The 14,551-nt window shown below is 53.9% G+C and carries 10 protein-coding genes; 5 read left to right on the top strand and 5 right to left on the bottom strand.

All coding sequences use genetic code 11. The features are described 5' to 3' along the window. The first annotated feature begins 30 nt into the window (after positions 1-30). The 5 genes from MYB54_RS19295 to MYB54_RS19315 all read left to right on the top strand — a co-directional run bounded on the left by MYB54_RS19295 (position 31) and on the right by MYB54_RS19315 (position 9,924). Positions 31-1,608 (top strand): methyl-accepting chemotaxis protein, encoded by a 1,578-nt coding sequence (locus tag MYB54_RS19295; RefSeq protein ID WP_248721229.1) that lies wholly within the window; start codon positions 31-33, stop codon positions 1,606-1,608. Positions 1,609-2,108: 500 nt separating this feature from the next. Then, positions 2,109-4,820: a magnesium-translocating P-type ATPase gene (mgtA, locus tag MYB54_RS19300; protein WP_248721230.1), complete on the top strand. Its 2,712-nt coding sequence runs from the start codon at positions 2,109-2,111 to the stop codon at positions 4,818-4,820. 437 nt (positions 4,821-5,257) lie between these two features. After that, the gene (locus tag MYB54_RS19305) at positions 5,258-7,207 is read left to right on the top strand and encodes a methyl-accepting chemotaxis protein (RefSeq protein ID WP_248721231.1); all 1,950 of its coding nucleotides are present in this window, start codon (positions 5,258-5,260) and stop codon (positions 7,205-7,207) included. A 615-nt stretch (positions 7,208-7,822) separates the two neighbouring features. Beyond that, positions 7,823-8,458 (top strand): carbonic anhydrase, encoded by a 636-nt coding sequence (locus tag MYB54_RS19310; protein ID WP_039482049.1) that lies wholly within the window; start codon positions 7,823-7,825, stop codon positions 8,456-8,458. Then, a complete protein-coding gene (locus MYB54_RS19315; protein ID WP_039282610.1) occupies positions 8,455-9,924 on the top strand; it encodes a SulP family inorganic anion transporter in 1,470 nt (489 codons plus the stop codon). The genes MYB54_RS19310 and MYB54_RS19315 overlap by 4 nt, the downstream gene beginning before the upstream one ends. Positions 9,925-9,972: 48 nt before the next feature. Here the strand turns inward: MYB54_RS19315 and MYB54_RS19320 are convergent, their stop codons facing one another. The 5 genes from MYB54_RS19320 to MYB54_RS19345 form a co-directional block, all read right to left on the bottom strand. Next, positions 9,973-11,070 (bottom strand): DUF1615 domain-containing protein, encoded by a 1,098-nt coding sequence (locus MYB54_RS19320; RefSeq protein ID WP_205532768.1) that lies wholly within the window; start codon positions 11,068-11,070, stop codon positions 9,973-9,975. A 157-nt stretch (positions 11,071-11,227) separates the two neighbouring features. Continuing rightward, entirely contained in the window at positions 11,228-11,533 is a 306-nt protein-coding gene (locus tag MYB54_RS19330; protein ID WP_248721232.1) for a type II toxin-antitoxin system RelE/ParE family toxin, read from the bottom strand. Next, positions 11,530-11,814 (bottom strand): damage-inducible protein J, encoded by a 285-nt coding sequence (locus MYB54_RS19335; protein WP_039510147.1) that lies wholly within the window; start codon positions 11,812-11,814, stop codon positions 11,530-11,532. Before MYB54_RS19335 ends, MYB54_RS19330 begins: the two co-directional genes overlap by 4 nt. A 79-nt stretch (positions 11,815-11,893) precedes the next feature. Next, positions 11,894-13,237 (bottom strand): HEAT repeat domain-containing protein, encoded by a 1,344-nt coding sequence (locus tag MYB54_RS19340; protein ID WP_248721233.1) that lies wholly within the window; start codon positions 13,235-13,237, stop codon positions 11,894-11,896. A 16-nt stretch (positions 13,238-13,253) separates the two neighbouring features. Continuing rightward, entirely contained in the window at positions 13,254-14,489 is a 1,236-nt protein-coding gene (locus tag MYB54_RS19345) for an RtcB family protein (protein WP_371928251.1), read from the bottom strand. Positions 14,490-14,551 lie beyond the last annotated feature (62 nt).

The raw sequence follows: 14,551 nt of genomic DNA on the forward strand, positions 1-14,551 counted from the left end.
ACCTTCTCTCTATAATCAATAAGAATAACGATGAAATTTTCCCAACTCACAGTGTTCTCTAAGTTATTACTCGGTTTTTCCGTCCTGATAGCCATGATGTTGTTATTAGGTGTGGTTTCACTACTTCAGCTTAGCGTTAATAATAACCGTATTGATGGATTAAGCAGCAGCAGCCTGCCCGGCGTGCGATATAGCCTGGAAATGCGCGGCGCGTTGTCTGAAACGCGTTTGCAGCAAATACAATATATCGACTCCAAAACGCCTGAAGAGCGCGAAGGTCATCGCAAAGAATTACTGCAAAATGCCGATGCCTTTCTTGCTGCATTTAAGAACTACCAAACCGTAGCTAACAGCGAGGATAAAAAAGCGCTGATTAAGGTCATTGGCGAAAATTTCTCCGGCTTTAACGCGGTCAACGCCACGCTGGTTGATACCGTCAATCGGGGCGATCTGGCTGAAGCGAGTAAAATCAGCGGGGCAAGCTCTTCCAAATATCGTAGTCAGCTAATGAAAGATCTGGCCCGACTGGTAGATATGGAAGTGGCGACGGCAAAAGATATCGTTGCCAGTGCCGATTCGACTTATCGGACGTCACAGTACTATGTCTGGGGATTGCTGCTGCTCGCCCTGCTGACGACGGCCATTATCGCGACCGTTATCTCACGTAATATTTCGCGCCAGCTCGGCGGCGACCCGCATTACGCTCAGGAAATCATGACGGAGATTGCCTCCGGTAATTTGACGGCGCAAATCCAGCTGCGCCAAGGGGACAACAGCAGCCTGCTGGCCTCCATCAACTACATGAACCAGCAGTTGATGAGCATCGTACATACCATCATGAGCGGCAGTGAATCCATCTCGCTGGCGTCCAACGAGATTGCTCAGGGCAACAGCGATCTGTCGCAGCGTACCGAAGAGCAGGCGGCTTCGCTGATTCAGGCATCGGCTAATATGCAGCAGCTGACGCACACCGTACGCCAGAATGCGGATAACGCCAAAGAAGCCAGCCAACTGGCGCAGCAAACCTCCGAAACGGCTTCTCAGGGCGGGCTTATCGTGGACGACATGCTCAAGCGTATGCATGAGATCTCCGACAGTTCGCAGAAGATTGTCGATATTATCGCCGTGATCGAAGGAATTGCCTTCCAGACCAATATCCTTGCACTGAACGCCGCAGTAGAAGCGGCAAGAGCGGGCAGCGAAGGGAAAGGCTTTGCCGTCGTAGCAGGCGAAGTCCGGACGCTGGCACAGAAGAGCGCCAACGCCGCCAAAGAAATCAAAACGCTGATCGAAGGCACCGTCGAGAAGATTACCGACGGTTCCGCGCGGGCAGACAAAGCCAGCCAGGCGATGTCGGAGATTGTGCTGTCGGTGAAAAAGGTCACAGATATCGTGGCGGAGATTTCTCAGGCCTCCAACGAGCAGCATATCGGCATCAAAGAAATTAGCGTGGCGGTAGAACAAATGGATCGGGTCACTCAGCAGAACGCCGCGCTGGTTGAACAATCCGCCACGGCAGCACATGCCATGACGGAACAGGGTGCACAGCTGCGTGATGCGGTTCGTTTCTTCAAAGTTAATCAGGATCACATGCTGAGAATTCATTAATTCTCCTCTGCCCCGCCAGCAACCCGGCGGGGCAGCCACCTATTTCTGAGCTCTCTTGTTTCTGAGCTCTCTTGTTTCTGATAACTATTGTTTCTAATAACGGCTAACTCACCCTGTTTGCTTCATGAACAAACGTTGACGTCTGGTTTAGGCAAACGGGGTTATAGTTGCACCACTACACTACGTGCTGTGTTTTTACGTACCCGTTTTCTGCGTATCAGGTTTCTGCGCAATCTATTTCTACGCACTCGGTTTCGTCAGCTGACGACTATTTTTACATCTCGCCGCACGGCGATAAGGAGACAACATGGACGAGCACCCTCGATGGCCCGGTAAACCGCATCTGTTAGAATAAGGACCGTCTTCTTCCCCGACCTCTCTGTTCTCTCCGTCTGCGCCGTTTACCTCCCTTAATACCTTCATTTTTTTCCGCTTTACGTCCCTTTATCCGGGATGCGCGCCCGTGCGCGGCGGACAGGCAACATTAAGAGAGCAGCATCATGACCGATATGATCACGCAAACGGGGTATCGCCGCGCCCGTAAGACCCCCACGGCCACCTTTGCGATTGCCCGCGAGGCGCAAAACAGCCTCGATCAAACACTGGCTAACCTGAATACGCATCTGCACGGCTTAAGCCATGATGACGTCATTGAGCGCCAGCAAACCTATGGCGAAAACCGCGTCGCCCATGAAAAAGCGCCGCACGCGCTGGTGCAGTTGGCCGCCGCGTTTAATAACCCGTTTATTTACGTACTGATGGCGCTGGCCGCGATCAGCTTTTTCACCGATTACTGGCTACCGCTGCGCCATAATGAAGAGACGTCGCTCACTGGTGTGATCATCATTCTGGTGATGGTGAGCCTGAGCGGCCTGCTGCGCTTTTGGCAGGAGTTTCGAACCAATAAAGCCGCCGAAGCACTGAAATCGATGGTGCGGACAACGGCCACCGTGCTGCGCCGCCCTCACTCCAGCGCCACCGCCGTCATGCAGGAAATTCCGCTTCAGCAGTTGGTTCCCGGCGATATTCTGACGCTTTCCGCCGGCGATATGGTGCCAGCGGATGTTCGGCTGGTGGAATCACGCGATCTGTTCGTCAGTCAGGCCGTCCTGACCGGTGAATCGCTGCCGATCGAAAAATACGACGTCTTCAGCGATATCAGCGCCAAAGGCTGTCAGCCCGCAGGCTGCGGCGGCGAAAGCGATCTGCTGGCGCTCTCCAACATTTGTCTGATGGGAACCAACATTTCCAGCGGTACGGCAACGGCCATCGTCGTGGCGACGGGTAGCCACACCTACTTTGGCTCGTTGGCAAAATCGATTGTCGGCACCCGTTCCCAAACCGCCTTCGATCGCGGCGTTAACAGCGTAAGCTGGCTGCTGATCCGCTTTATGATTGTAATGGTGCCTGTCGTGCTGCTAATTAACGGCCTCACCAAAGGCGACTGGATGGAGGCTAGCCTGTTTGCGCTGGCGGTCGCTGTCGGCCTGACGCCGGAAATGCTGCCGATGATTGTCTCTTCCAATCTGGCAAAAGGCGCGATTGCCATGGCGCGGCGTAAAGTGGTGGTCAAGCGGCTGAACGCGATTCAGAACTTTGGCGCGATGGACGTCCTGTGCACCGACAAAACCGGCACGCTGACGCAGGATCGCATCATCCTTGAACATCATCTGAATACGCAGGGTCAGGTCGACGCGAGCGTACTCCAGCTCGCCTGGCTCAACAGCGCGCACCAGAGCGGCATGAAAAACCTGATGGATCAGGCCATCATGCATTTTGGTCGTCATAATCCGGCCATCGCCGCACTGGGTCGCTATCGCAAAATCGATGAGCTACCGTTTGATTTCATTCGCCGCCGTCTGTCCATCATCGTTGCCGATGAACACAACCAGCAACGCCTGATTTGCAAAGGCGCGGTAGAAGAAATGCTGGCTGTCGCCACGCACGTGAGTGAAAACGGGCAGCGGTATGAACTGGACGACGAGCGCCGCAGTACGCTGAAAACGCTGGCGGAGAACTACAACCAGCAAGGATTCCGCGTGCTGATGATCGGCACCCGTGAACTGAGTCCGGTGGGCAGCACGCTGCCGCTGAGCGCCGAGGATGAACGCGACCTGACAATTTGCGGCCTGCTGACGTTCCTCGATCCGCCGAAAGAAAGCGCCTCTGCCGCCATTCGCGCCCTGCATGAAAACGGTGTGACGGTGAAAGTTCTGACGGGCGATAACGCGATTATTACCAGCAAGATCTGCCGCGATGTCGGGCTGGAACCGGGCGAGGTGCTGGAAGGCAACGCTATCGATGCGCTCAGCGATGAACAGCTCGGCGTGCTGGTAGAGCAGCGCACCATTTTTGCCCGACTGACGCCGCTACAAAAATCTCGCGTGCTGAAAGCGCTGCAAGGGAATAACCATACGGTCGGCTTTTTGGGCGACGGTATCAACGATGCCCCCGCCCTGCGCGATGCGGATATCGGGATTTCTGTCGATACCGGCACGGATATCGCCAAAGAATCGGCCGATATCATTCTGCTGGAAAAGAACCTGATGGTGCTGGAAGAAGGCGTCATCAAAGGGCGCGAGACGTTCGGGAATATCATCAAATACCTGAACATGACCGCCAGCTCCAACTTCGGTAACGTATTTTCAGTGCTGGTCGCCAGCGCCTTTATTCCGTTCCTGCCGATGCTGGCGATCCATCTGCTGATTCAGAACCTGATGTACGACATCTCTCAGCTGTCGCTGCCGTGGGACAAAATGGATAAGGAATTCCTGCGTAAACCGCGCAAATGGGATGCCAAAAATATCGGTCGCTTCATGCTGTGTATCGGGCCGACATCATCGATTTTTGACATCACCACCTACGCGCTGATGTGGTTCGTATTTGCCGCTAACAGCGTTGAGCATCAGGCCCTGTTTCAGTCAGGCTGGTTCGTTGAGGGGTTGCTATCACAAACGCTGGTGGTCCACATGCTGCGTACCCAGAAGATCCCGTTCATTCAGAGTACAGCTGCGTTGCCAGTGATGCTGATGACCGGGCTGGTGATGGCGCTGGGTATCTATCTGCCGTTCTCCCCGCTGGGGCCGCTGGTCGGTTTACAGCCGCTGCCGTGGGAATATTTCCCGTGGCTGGCTGCCACGCTGATTGGCTACTGCACCGTCGCTCAACTGGTCAAACGCGCCTATATTCGCCGCTTCGGCCAGTGGTTCTGATCCCTTCTTCACCTCTTCCGGCGGGTGCGCTGTCGCCCGCCAAATCAGGAGCCGCTATGAAACCTTCTCGCCATGCATTCAGGATCGTTGTCTTCTTTCTTACCCTGATTTCACTGATTAACGTCACAATGCTGCTTACCGTCATCTAGACTGTAAAAATACCGATACAGTGGCAAAAATACATACCACCTTAGATGTAGTATAAGTTAACGATCTTGTCGCAAAAAAAACAGAGAAAAAGATATAAACAATTAAATAATAAGCAATATATTCTTATTAATGGGGTGGTAAGCAAAATAGGCATGGTTTTTTTAAGGGAATCATGGGGTCAGCGCTAAACCATTCCCCTATTAGGCCGAAACTAAAATAAACCCCTGTCTACTTTTGCAAACTGCACATGTCAGGAACGGACGACTTGCAGGCTATGGAGCACACCTATGAAATCCCTTCATCACATCTCGATCCGTAGTAAGTTCATTCTTGCCCTTCTCCCGCCCATCCTTGCCCTCCTCTGGTTCAGTTTTTCGGGTGTGGTGGAACGCCGTAGTACAGAAAATGAAATGATCCGTATGGAGAAGCTCATCACGCTGGCGCGCGATGCAGGCGAGTACGCTCACCAGTTACAGCGTGAGCGCGGCTTGAGCGCAGGCTATTTTGGCAGTCAGGGGAAAAATTTTGGCCCGGAGCTTACCACGCAGCGGCAAGCCACCGATCGGGCACAGCAGGTGCTTGAGCAAACCGCCGCAAACCTGAGCCGCGCCGAGCTTGGGGATGCCGTCAGCGAAGAACTCGGGCGCGTCTCGCAGAAAATGCAACAGCTCGGAGAGCATCGCCGCAGTGTCGATAGCATATCGATACCCGTTGCCCAAGCCATCGGCTACTATTCCGATTCCGTCAGCTATCTGCTGAATATCGTCGGGGATATGACTCATCTGGTCAGCGATGGCGGTATCGCCCAGCGGCTGGCTGCCTACTACAACCTGCTGAACGTCAAAGAGCAGGCCGGACTTGAACGCGCCGTGCTCTCCAACACGTTCTCTGCCAATAGCTTTGCTGCCGGTATGTTCGAACGTCTGAACCAGATGGTTGGCCGAGGAGAGGCCTATACCACGGCCTATAATATGTTCGCCAATCCCGAGCTGCGTAAGGCTTTTGAGCAGGCCCTCAACAATCCTTCTGCACAAAGCGCACTTCAGATGCGTAATAAGGCCATCGCTTCTCCTGGCGGCAATTTTGGTATCGATGCCAGCCAGTGGTTTAACCAACAAACGGCAAAAATCGATGAGTTGAAAAAGGTTGAACAGCTCGCCACCAACGACCTGACGGCACAGGTGAATACCTTAGCCGCCAATGCCCGTCAGTCCTGGATTAGCTATCTGGTCGGTGCGCTGGTTTCTCTGCTCATGGCACTCGGTCTTGCTTCCATGGTCATGCGCAGCATCAACGAGCAGCTTCAACAAACGCTGACGACCATTCGCGAGATGGGTGGGGATCTTACGCGCCGCCTGCGCGTGCCGGGAACCGACGAACTGTCGCAGCTGAATCAGGCGTACAACGCCTCACTGGAAAACATCGCCGATATGGTGGTGAGTATTAAGCGCAGCTCGCAAACAATCGGACAAGCCAGCAGCGAGATCGCCAACGGCAATCAGGATCTGGCGCAGCGTACCGAAGAGCAATCCGCTTCGCTGGTACAAACCGCCAGCAGCATGGAAGAGATTACCGTTACGGTAAAACAAACCGCCGACTTTGCCGGACAGGCGCGTCAGTTGACCACCGAGGTGGACGATCAGGCTCATCGTGTCGGCACCATTACCGAATCGGCCAGCGGTGCGATGGAAAGAATTCAGGACGCCAGCCAGCGCGTGAACGCGGTGGTTTCCGCCATTGATGCGATTGCCTTTCAGACCAACCTGCTGGCGCTGAACGCGGCGGTTGAGGCCGCACGAGCGGGGCAGCATGGCCGCGGGTTCTCTGTCGTCGCGGCGGAAGTACGTCAGCTGTCGCAGCGCAGTGCCGACGAAGCAGGCAAAATCCGCGCGCTCATCGCCGACAGCATTGCCAGCGTCAGCGAAGGAACAAAGCTGGTGAACCAATCGAACCGGGGGATTAACGATATCGTCGCCGGCACCCGTAAAGTGCGCGATCTGGTGAATGAAATCGCGGTCGCCGCCGATGAGCAATCGCTGGGCATCGCGCAAATTAATGAAGCGCTCAGCCAGCTAGAGATGGTCACGCAGCAGAATGCGACGCTGGTTTCTCAGGCTTCCGTTGCCAGCCAGTTACTGGATGAACAGGCGATTAAAATGGAATCGCTGGTCAGCCGCTTCAAGGTTAACGACAACGCACCGCAGCAGCCTTTGCGGCAAGCGCTGTTAGCAAGGTAGCGCATTAAGACACTCGAACTGAGGTGACCGACAGCAGATATCTGCTGTCCTTTTAGCCGGGCGATGTAGCCCGGCTCCACTTCATTATTTAGACGATATATCCCTCATCACTTCCCCCTCTATCTCTCCTTTATATTTCCTCTCTATCTCTTCTATTTATTTCCACACTTTATATTGGGTTAATAGAGGTAAAATCTATTTTATATTTCCAAACATAATTATAATTGGTACCCTCGTCACTTTAATTAACTAATTAAAGTGGATGTCGATAACGCATTACTTTATATAAAAAGGCCTGGCAATAAGGATGTAAATTGCAATATCGATGCAACATTAAATACCTAGCCTCAAAGAAGGTTAAGTAAAATAGTTTTTTCTTATCATAAGGAAATAAATCACAAGGCATTGTTTTTAAATAAATTAAATAATCATTCATTTATATAAATAAAAAATTAAAATATAAGAAAATTCTCAATAAACGTCACAATTTAGAAAACACCAGAACTAAATTTAATTATGCCCACCTTAATTAAGTGAAGGCTAATAATTAATGATTCCGTTTTCCTTCCCAACTGGGCGGGAATATTCCTGTGTTTTCTAAAGAGAGAGTTTACTTTGACAACATTAAAACCCCTATTAGCCAAAAACCGTAGTTGGGCTACGTTGCGTCGCCAGCGCCATCCCCACTATTTCAGAAAGCACACGCAGGGCCAGACGCCCCACTCACTCTGGATCGGCTGTTCAGACAGTCGTGTTCCTGCCGAAGTGCTGACGGGTTCTGCCCCCGGCGAGCTTTTTGTTCACCGCAATATCGCGAATATGGTGGTGGCAGACGACGATAATTTCATGAGCGTGCTGCAATATGCCCTCGAATACCTGCATGTTTCCCGCATCGTGCTCTGTGGCCACTATGGCTGTGGCGGTGTTCAGGCGGCAGTGAACCTACCCGACATGGGACTCGCTCAGGAGGATTCCGCCCTTTCCCGCCGCATCACGGATCTACGTCAGGCACTTTCGCCGCATATTGCTGCCTCGCAAGATAGCGATGCCGATGAAAGTACGCGCCAGAATCAACTGGTGGAAGCCAACGTGCTGGCACAGTTCGCCCACCTGATCGCCTGTGAACCGGTACAGAAAGCCTGGCGCAATGGCGTCGAGCTTGATGTTTTCGGCTGCGTCTACGACCTGCATAGCGGTCACCTAAAAGAACTCATCCACCGTCACGCCCAGAAACAGGAGGCATCCCCATGAATCTGAGCACACTCCGACACGATATCCCCGCGGGGCTCGTCGTCTTCCTTGTTGCTCTGCCGCTGAGCCTCGGTATCGCGCAGGCCAGCGGTCTTCCTCCTTTTGTCGGTCTGTTGACCGGCGTCGTCGGCGGTATCGTCGTCACCCTATTCAGTCCATCTCGCTACGCCGTCAGCGGCCCTGCCGCCGGTCTGGTTACTATCGTCTCCGGCTCTATCGCCAGCCTGGGATCGTTTTCGGCATTGCTATTGGCGATCATGCTCGCAGGCGTGCTGCAATGCATTATGGGCCTGCTGCGCGCCGGGCGTTTCATTACGCTCATCCCCGGCACCGTGATTAAAGGCATGCTGTCTGCTATCGGCATCCTGCTGATTATTCAGCAAATCCCACTCGCCTTCGGTTCGGATGGAGAGGACAGCCTGAAATCGCTCTTCGACGCCTCCGAACCGGGATTCTCCGCCAGCGCGCTGACCGTCTGTCTGGTCGGGCTGGCAATTCTTTGGCTCTGGACCACCAAGCCCGTGCAGAAAATCAGCGCATTTAGCTGGCTTCCCGGCCCGCTGGTCGCCGTGCTCTTTGGCGGACTCTTTACCGTCTACGGTGAGCGCTTGTCCTCCGAAATGGTCGATAACCTGCCGCGTATTGTCCTGCCGGAATTTGGCAGTCTGGAACAGTTGATGGGGGAGATGACGCGTCCTGACTGGCAGGCATGGAAGAACCCGGCGGTTTATGTCGTCGCGGTAACGCTGGCGCTGGTGGCTAGCCTGGAAACCTTGTTAAGTCAGGAAGCGCTGAAGAAAATTCGTCCGCAGCACCCTGCGCCTTCGCCGGATAAAGAGATGCGCGCGCAAGGTATCGGGAACCTGCTCAGTGGTTTTCTGGGCGGATTGCCGATTACTGCCGTGATCGTACGCAGCTCCGTCAACGTCAATGCCGGCGCGCGTACCAAATTTTCCATCCTGCTACACGGTGTGCTGCTACTGCTTTGCGGCCTGTTTATGACCGACTTGCTCAACGTCATTCCGCTTGCCAGCCTGGCAGCCGTGCTGCTGTATACCGGCTATAAGTTGGCTTCTCCGCAACAGTTCCTGCTGCTGTGGCGTCAGGGTTTACAACAGTTCGTGCCTTTCGCCGCGACTGTTGTCGGGATCATTGTGTTTGGGATGCTGGCAGGCATCGGGATTGGCATCGTGACCCAGTTGGCCTTCAGCATTTACAAAAGCCACCGCAACGCAATGCAGCTCACACGCTACGGCGATCACTTTGTCCTGAGCTTTCAGCAGAACCTGACGTTTGTACACAACCCACGTCTGCAAGGCTTGCTCAACAAGATCCCCGCCAACAGCGTCGTGATTGTGGAACACGACAACGCCGACTACATCGACCCCGATGTCCGCACGATGCTGGAAGATTTCCGCGAGAATGCGCAAGAACGCGGCATCAAACTCAGCCAGTGGCCGGTTTGACGCACGACTCACCATAATAACGGCAACGCCCTCGGTGGGGGCGTTTGCCTATTTAGCTCTTACCAAACACCGCTGGCGACGATCATCGACCCGTTGGGCAAACCACGCTGTGGTGAGTTTGCGCGTGATTTTCGGGCTTTCCAGCGTGATTCCCGGCAGGATGGCGCGCGGCGCCTTCGTACCCGATTTATCCGCCAGCGCAAAGACGCGCTCATACAGGCTGGTGTCTTCAAAATCGAGGCTATTACCCTTCTCCAGCGCGCGACGAATGGCGCTGTCACTCATGTCCAACCGCTTCCCCAACGCGCGAACCGCCAGCTCCGTAGCACTGGCTTTATCCGAACCGTAGTTGATTAAGTCACCGTCTAGCGCCAGCTTGATCCCCGTCAGACGGCTAACAGCACGCTGGAACGCTGCATTTCGGCTGGCATACCATCCCGCGTTAAAATCCGCGAATCGGTATAGCGACTGCGGATAATTCGCCGGATAGCCCAGCAGGTGTTTGATGCCAAAGTACATCCCGCCACGACGGCTAAACACCTCCTGACGAATCGTGCCATCCACGGTATACGGATAGCCCTTCGCGTTAGCTTCCGCAAACGCGATGCTCACCTGCATCGGCCCGCCGGTATGCACCGGATTCAGCCGACCGAACAACGTCTGCCCCATCGGCACCATGTCGATGAAATCATCAAAGATCGCGCTGAGCTCTTTTTCTGTACGCACTTTATCGAGCCGCTCGCTGTAGCTTTTTCCGTTCGGTGATTTGATGAGCAGTGCGGTACGTACCAGAAACGCCGGTACATGAACTTTCTCAGCACGGCGGTCAATCTCCTGCCAGGCGATTTTCGACAAATTCGGCACCTGCGGATCGGCATTAAACGTCGATTCCTGCTCGGTTACAGCCAGTACCGAACACAGATTTTCATTGCTGGGATCGAGTCCCTGCGTGGTGAACGCCGTGGCGATGTCGGTCGCCCAGCCCTGACGATCTTTCACGTTGTCCGGCAACAGCTTGAGTAGCTGAGCACGGACATCAGCAGGCCGCGATTCCGGTGTCGTCGCAGTCTTGCTGGCACAGCCCGCGAGCACCAGCAGAGCCAACGCGCACAGGGGACGAAACAAGGGAATAGAAGAACGGGACATAGTCTCTCGCATCATGATGGGAAGGCTGTCAGAACGTTAGCGCAGCCCGCACCAATTATCCAGCCGAAGGCAAGCACATGCATTATGCCTACCCGCCCAACCTGTCACAGATGGCATTCCATCGTGAGCATATTTTTTTGGCGCAGGGGTAAAGAGGTTATCGGTAAGATGCCGATAGCTTGCGGGAGGTATGTAATATACGCAGGATATGCACTTCGTTTATCTTTCGCTTGAGTGCATAAATAATAATGAAGGGGAATCGCGTCAGGACCAATTTCCGCCGTTCCCCCGATTTTCCGATATCAAGACCGGCTTCTGGCGTGGCTTCGAGCAACGATACCGATGAGATAAACTTTTCATCCGCCGCATTCGCAACATCCAACCCCGCCTCTTTATACAGATAGCGGTATATTCCTTCGCGATCTGCCAGTGCCCGCTTCTCCCACCGGACCTTAAATATCACAGCTCACCCCGCGCCGCCCGCGCTTTCAATGCATCCATTCTCTGGCTGACGTCTTCATTACTGACGAACTCACCTTCACCCGCATCATAACGAGAAAACGCGTCCTGAATCTGCGCTTCCAGCCATTCATCACCCGCGTTGCGCTGATACTGACGCTCTTCTTCTGCCAATTCCTCTGCTCGTTGTCGCATCAACTCCGTCAGGCTCACTTGATGACGTTCAGCAGCCTGCATCGCCAGTTGCTTGGTTTCTTCATCGATTCTGAAATGGATGGTACTCATTTCCGCCTCCGTGGTGTCAGTTGTGTTGTCACTCTACGCGATCCTCTCCACTTTTTCCTGTTCTTTTTTCATACGAAAATCAACGATACAAAAACAGGGCGACATAGGGGCTGTCGCGCGAGATGACGTGTGGGTTTTCATCAAGCAGCGTCCGCAGACGCGCCTGCTGTCGGGTATTTGGTAACATGCCCGAACGGTTGAACCGCTGTACCCAGTACGCCACGCCAGTCTGCGTGAGTGCCGTATTCTCTGACTTAGTGTTATCCAGCAGGAACACCAGCCAATCCCATTTATTCAGCTTATGCGCTAGAAAGTAGTACGCCTCAACGTGTTCTCTGGAAGACGCGCGGTCCAGACAACATTGAAGTTCAGACAGCGACAGATAAATTTTCTGCTGGTAAAACAGCTTCCGTGCCACCTTCGTAATAGCAATCGAAGGATTGCGCAGAGAATCCAGCAGCCGCTCACGTGCATCGTCACCCGTACGCAGAATAAGAATGCGCAACGCACTGTAGTAAAGGCTGGGATAACGTTCGTCCAGATTGCGCTCTGCCAGCGCCACAATGCCGTCATAGCGATGCTCATCCAGCCCCCAGAGCGTGGTTTTGCGCACGGTAACGGTACTCGCCCGATCCAGTGCAGCAAGATAATGCGCAACCGGATCGTCGTTTCGTTCGCGCAGTAACGCTGAGGCTCGCTGACGCACCAATGCATTCTTATCAAACAGTAAAGCAATCAGTTGAGACTCAGACACGGGGAACGCATTGTCTATCACGTACTGCAACGCCACCTGCTTGATGGGGGCGAACGAGTCTTTCAACAGAATGGTCAACACATCGCGATCGACGTCCTTGTCCGCACTTAGCAGATACCGCGCCGCGTTCGCTCTGACTAACGGATCGTGATGCAACATTGCCTGCTCAAAGATCTGCTTCAACGGGAACCGCTCACGCTCAGCCAGAATATCCAATGATAGTCGGGCAACAGTTTTGTCTTCCGAACACAACCCCGCGAATAGCGACGGCGCGTGCGCCTCCTCAGAAAGAAAGCTCACGATTTCATCCACCAGCGGCTGATGATCTTCCCGCTGGCACTGCAACAACCAGAAAATGGCAGGCAAGTTGGCGACAAAAGACGCGGTGTTATCAGACGTTAACAGCAGCCGCACGCTCTGTTTAGCCGCGCGGCGCACCGGTTCAGCCCAATCGTTCACCCGTTCAATCAGCGCTGGTAATGCCGAGATCTCGTCCATGAAGCCCAGACACAGCACCGCACGCTGCCGAATATGCCCGTTATAGTGACGCGTGAGCGTTATCAGGTGTGACGCTGACCCCAGTGCATCAGCCTGCGCGGGCCGATAATAGTTATCTGGTGAGGCCACCAGCTTTTCTAACTGGTGCAGGAGTAAATCGTACGATGCCATATTCCCTGCCCTCTTCTTATCCTTTCACACACACTACCTGACGCAGCGTGTGCACAATTTCCACCAGCGATGACTGTGCCGCCATCACCTTATCGATATCTTTGTACGCCATCGGGATTTCATCGATAACGTCGCTGTCTTTTCTGCACTCGACGTGTGCGGTCGCGCGAATCTGGTCTTCCACGGTGAAGCGTTTTTTCGCGGCGGTACGGCTCATGGTTCTCCCCGCGCCGTGGCTACAGGAACAGAAGCTCTCTTCGTTCCCCAACCCACGTACAATAAAGCTCTTCGCCCCCATCGACCCCGGAATGATCCCCATCTGACCTTTCTGCGCCGACACCGCTCCTTTACGGGTGATCAGCACCGATTCACCAAAGTGCGTTTCACGCTGCACATAGTTATGGTGGCAGTTCACGCCTTCCTGCTGGGTGGTAAACGGCTTCGTCACAATTCGGGACAGCGCCGCCAGCGTATGCGACATCATCACTTCACGGTTATGACGAGCAAAATCCTGCGCCCACTCAACCGCTTCAATGTAATCGTCAAAGTGCAGGCTACCTTCCTCGAAATACGCCAGATTACGGTCCGGCAGATTCGCAATGTGCTGCTGCATATCTTCCTGCGCCAGCTTGATGAACAGCGACCCAATCGCGTTCCCCACACCACGTGACCCGCTGTGCAACATCACCCACACGCGATCCACTTCATCCAGACAGATTTCAATAAAGTGGTTACCCGTTCCTAACGTCCCCAGATGCTGATAGTTGTTGGTTTTCAGCAACTTCGGATATTTATCCGTCAAACGTTTAAAACGCGGTTCCAGCAGTGACCAGTGCGCATCCACCGTCTGCGGCGGGTTCTGCCAGGAACCGACATCACGCTTGGAACGCGTTACGCTACGTCCATGCGGCACCGCCTGTTCAATCGCGCTACGCAGCCCCAGCAGATTATCCGGCAGGTCGCTGGCAACCAGTGACGTACGCACCGCAATCATTCCGCAACCGATATCCACGCCGACCGCCGCCGGGATAATCGCGCCACGCGTGGGGATCACGCTACCAATCGTCGATCCTTTTCCCAGATGCACATCCGGCATCACCGCCAGATGTTTAAAAATGAACGGCATTTTGGCCGTATTCAGCAGTTGATCACGGGCTTCTGGTTCCACAGGCACGCCCTGCGTCCACATTTTTACCGGTGCGCTATTCACGGGCGACATCATGTCGTAATCCTGCGTTTTCATTTCTTCCATTTTTCATTCTCTTTGTTTGTCATTATTCGCTATAGGTATTGCCAAAGGCGTGCCAGTTTTCT

This window comes from Pectobacterium nicotianae (genome assembly GCF_023272715.1).
Classification (GTDB): Bacteria; Pseudomonadota; Gammaproteobacteria; order Enterobacterales; family Enterobacteriaceae; genus Pectobacterium; species Pectobacterium brasiliense.

Coding starts and splice junctions, on each gene's coding strand:
- MYB54_RS19305 (WP_248721231.1), top strand. CDS start 5,258: ATGAAATCCCTTCATCACATCTCGATCCGTAGTAAGTTCATTCTTGCC.
- mgtA (WP_248721230.1), top strand. CDS start 2,109: ATGACCGATATGATCACGCAAACGGGGTATCGCCGCGCCCGTAAGACC.
- MYB54_RS19315 (WP_039282610.1), top strand. CDS start 8,455: ATGAATCTGAGCACACTCCGACACGATATCCCCGCGGGGCTCGTCGTC.
- MYB54_RS19345 (WP_371928251.1), bottom strand. CDS start 14,489: ATGGAAGAAATGAAAACGCAGGATTACGACATGATGTCGCCCGTGAAT.
- MYB54_RS19335 (WP_039510147.1), bottom strand. CDS start 11,814: ATGAGTACCATCCATTTCAGAATCGATGAAGAAACCAAGCAACTGGCG.
- MYB54_RS19320 (WP_205532768.1), bottom strand. CDS start 11,070: ATGTCCCGTTCTTCTATTCCCTTGTTTCGTCCCCTGTGCGCGTTGGCT.
- MYB54_RS19340 (WP_248721233.1), bottom strand. CDS start 13,237: ATGGCATCGTACGATTTACTCCTGCACCAGTTAGAAAAGCTGGTGGCC.
- MYB54_RS19295 (WP_248721229.1), top strand. CDS start 31: ATGAAATTTTCCCAACTCACAGTGTTCTCTAAGTTATTACTCGGTTTT.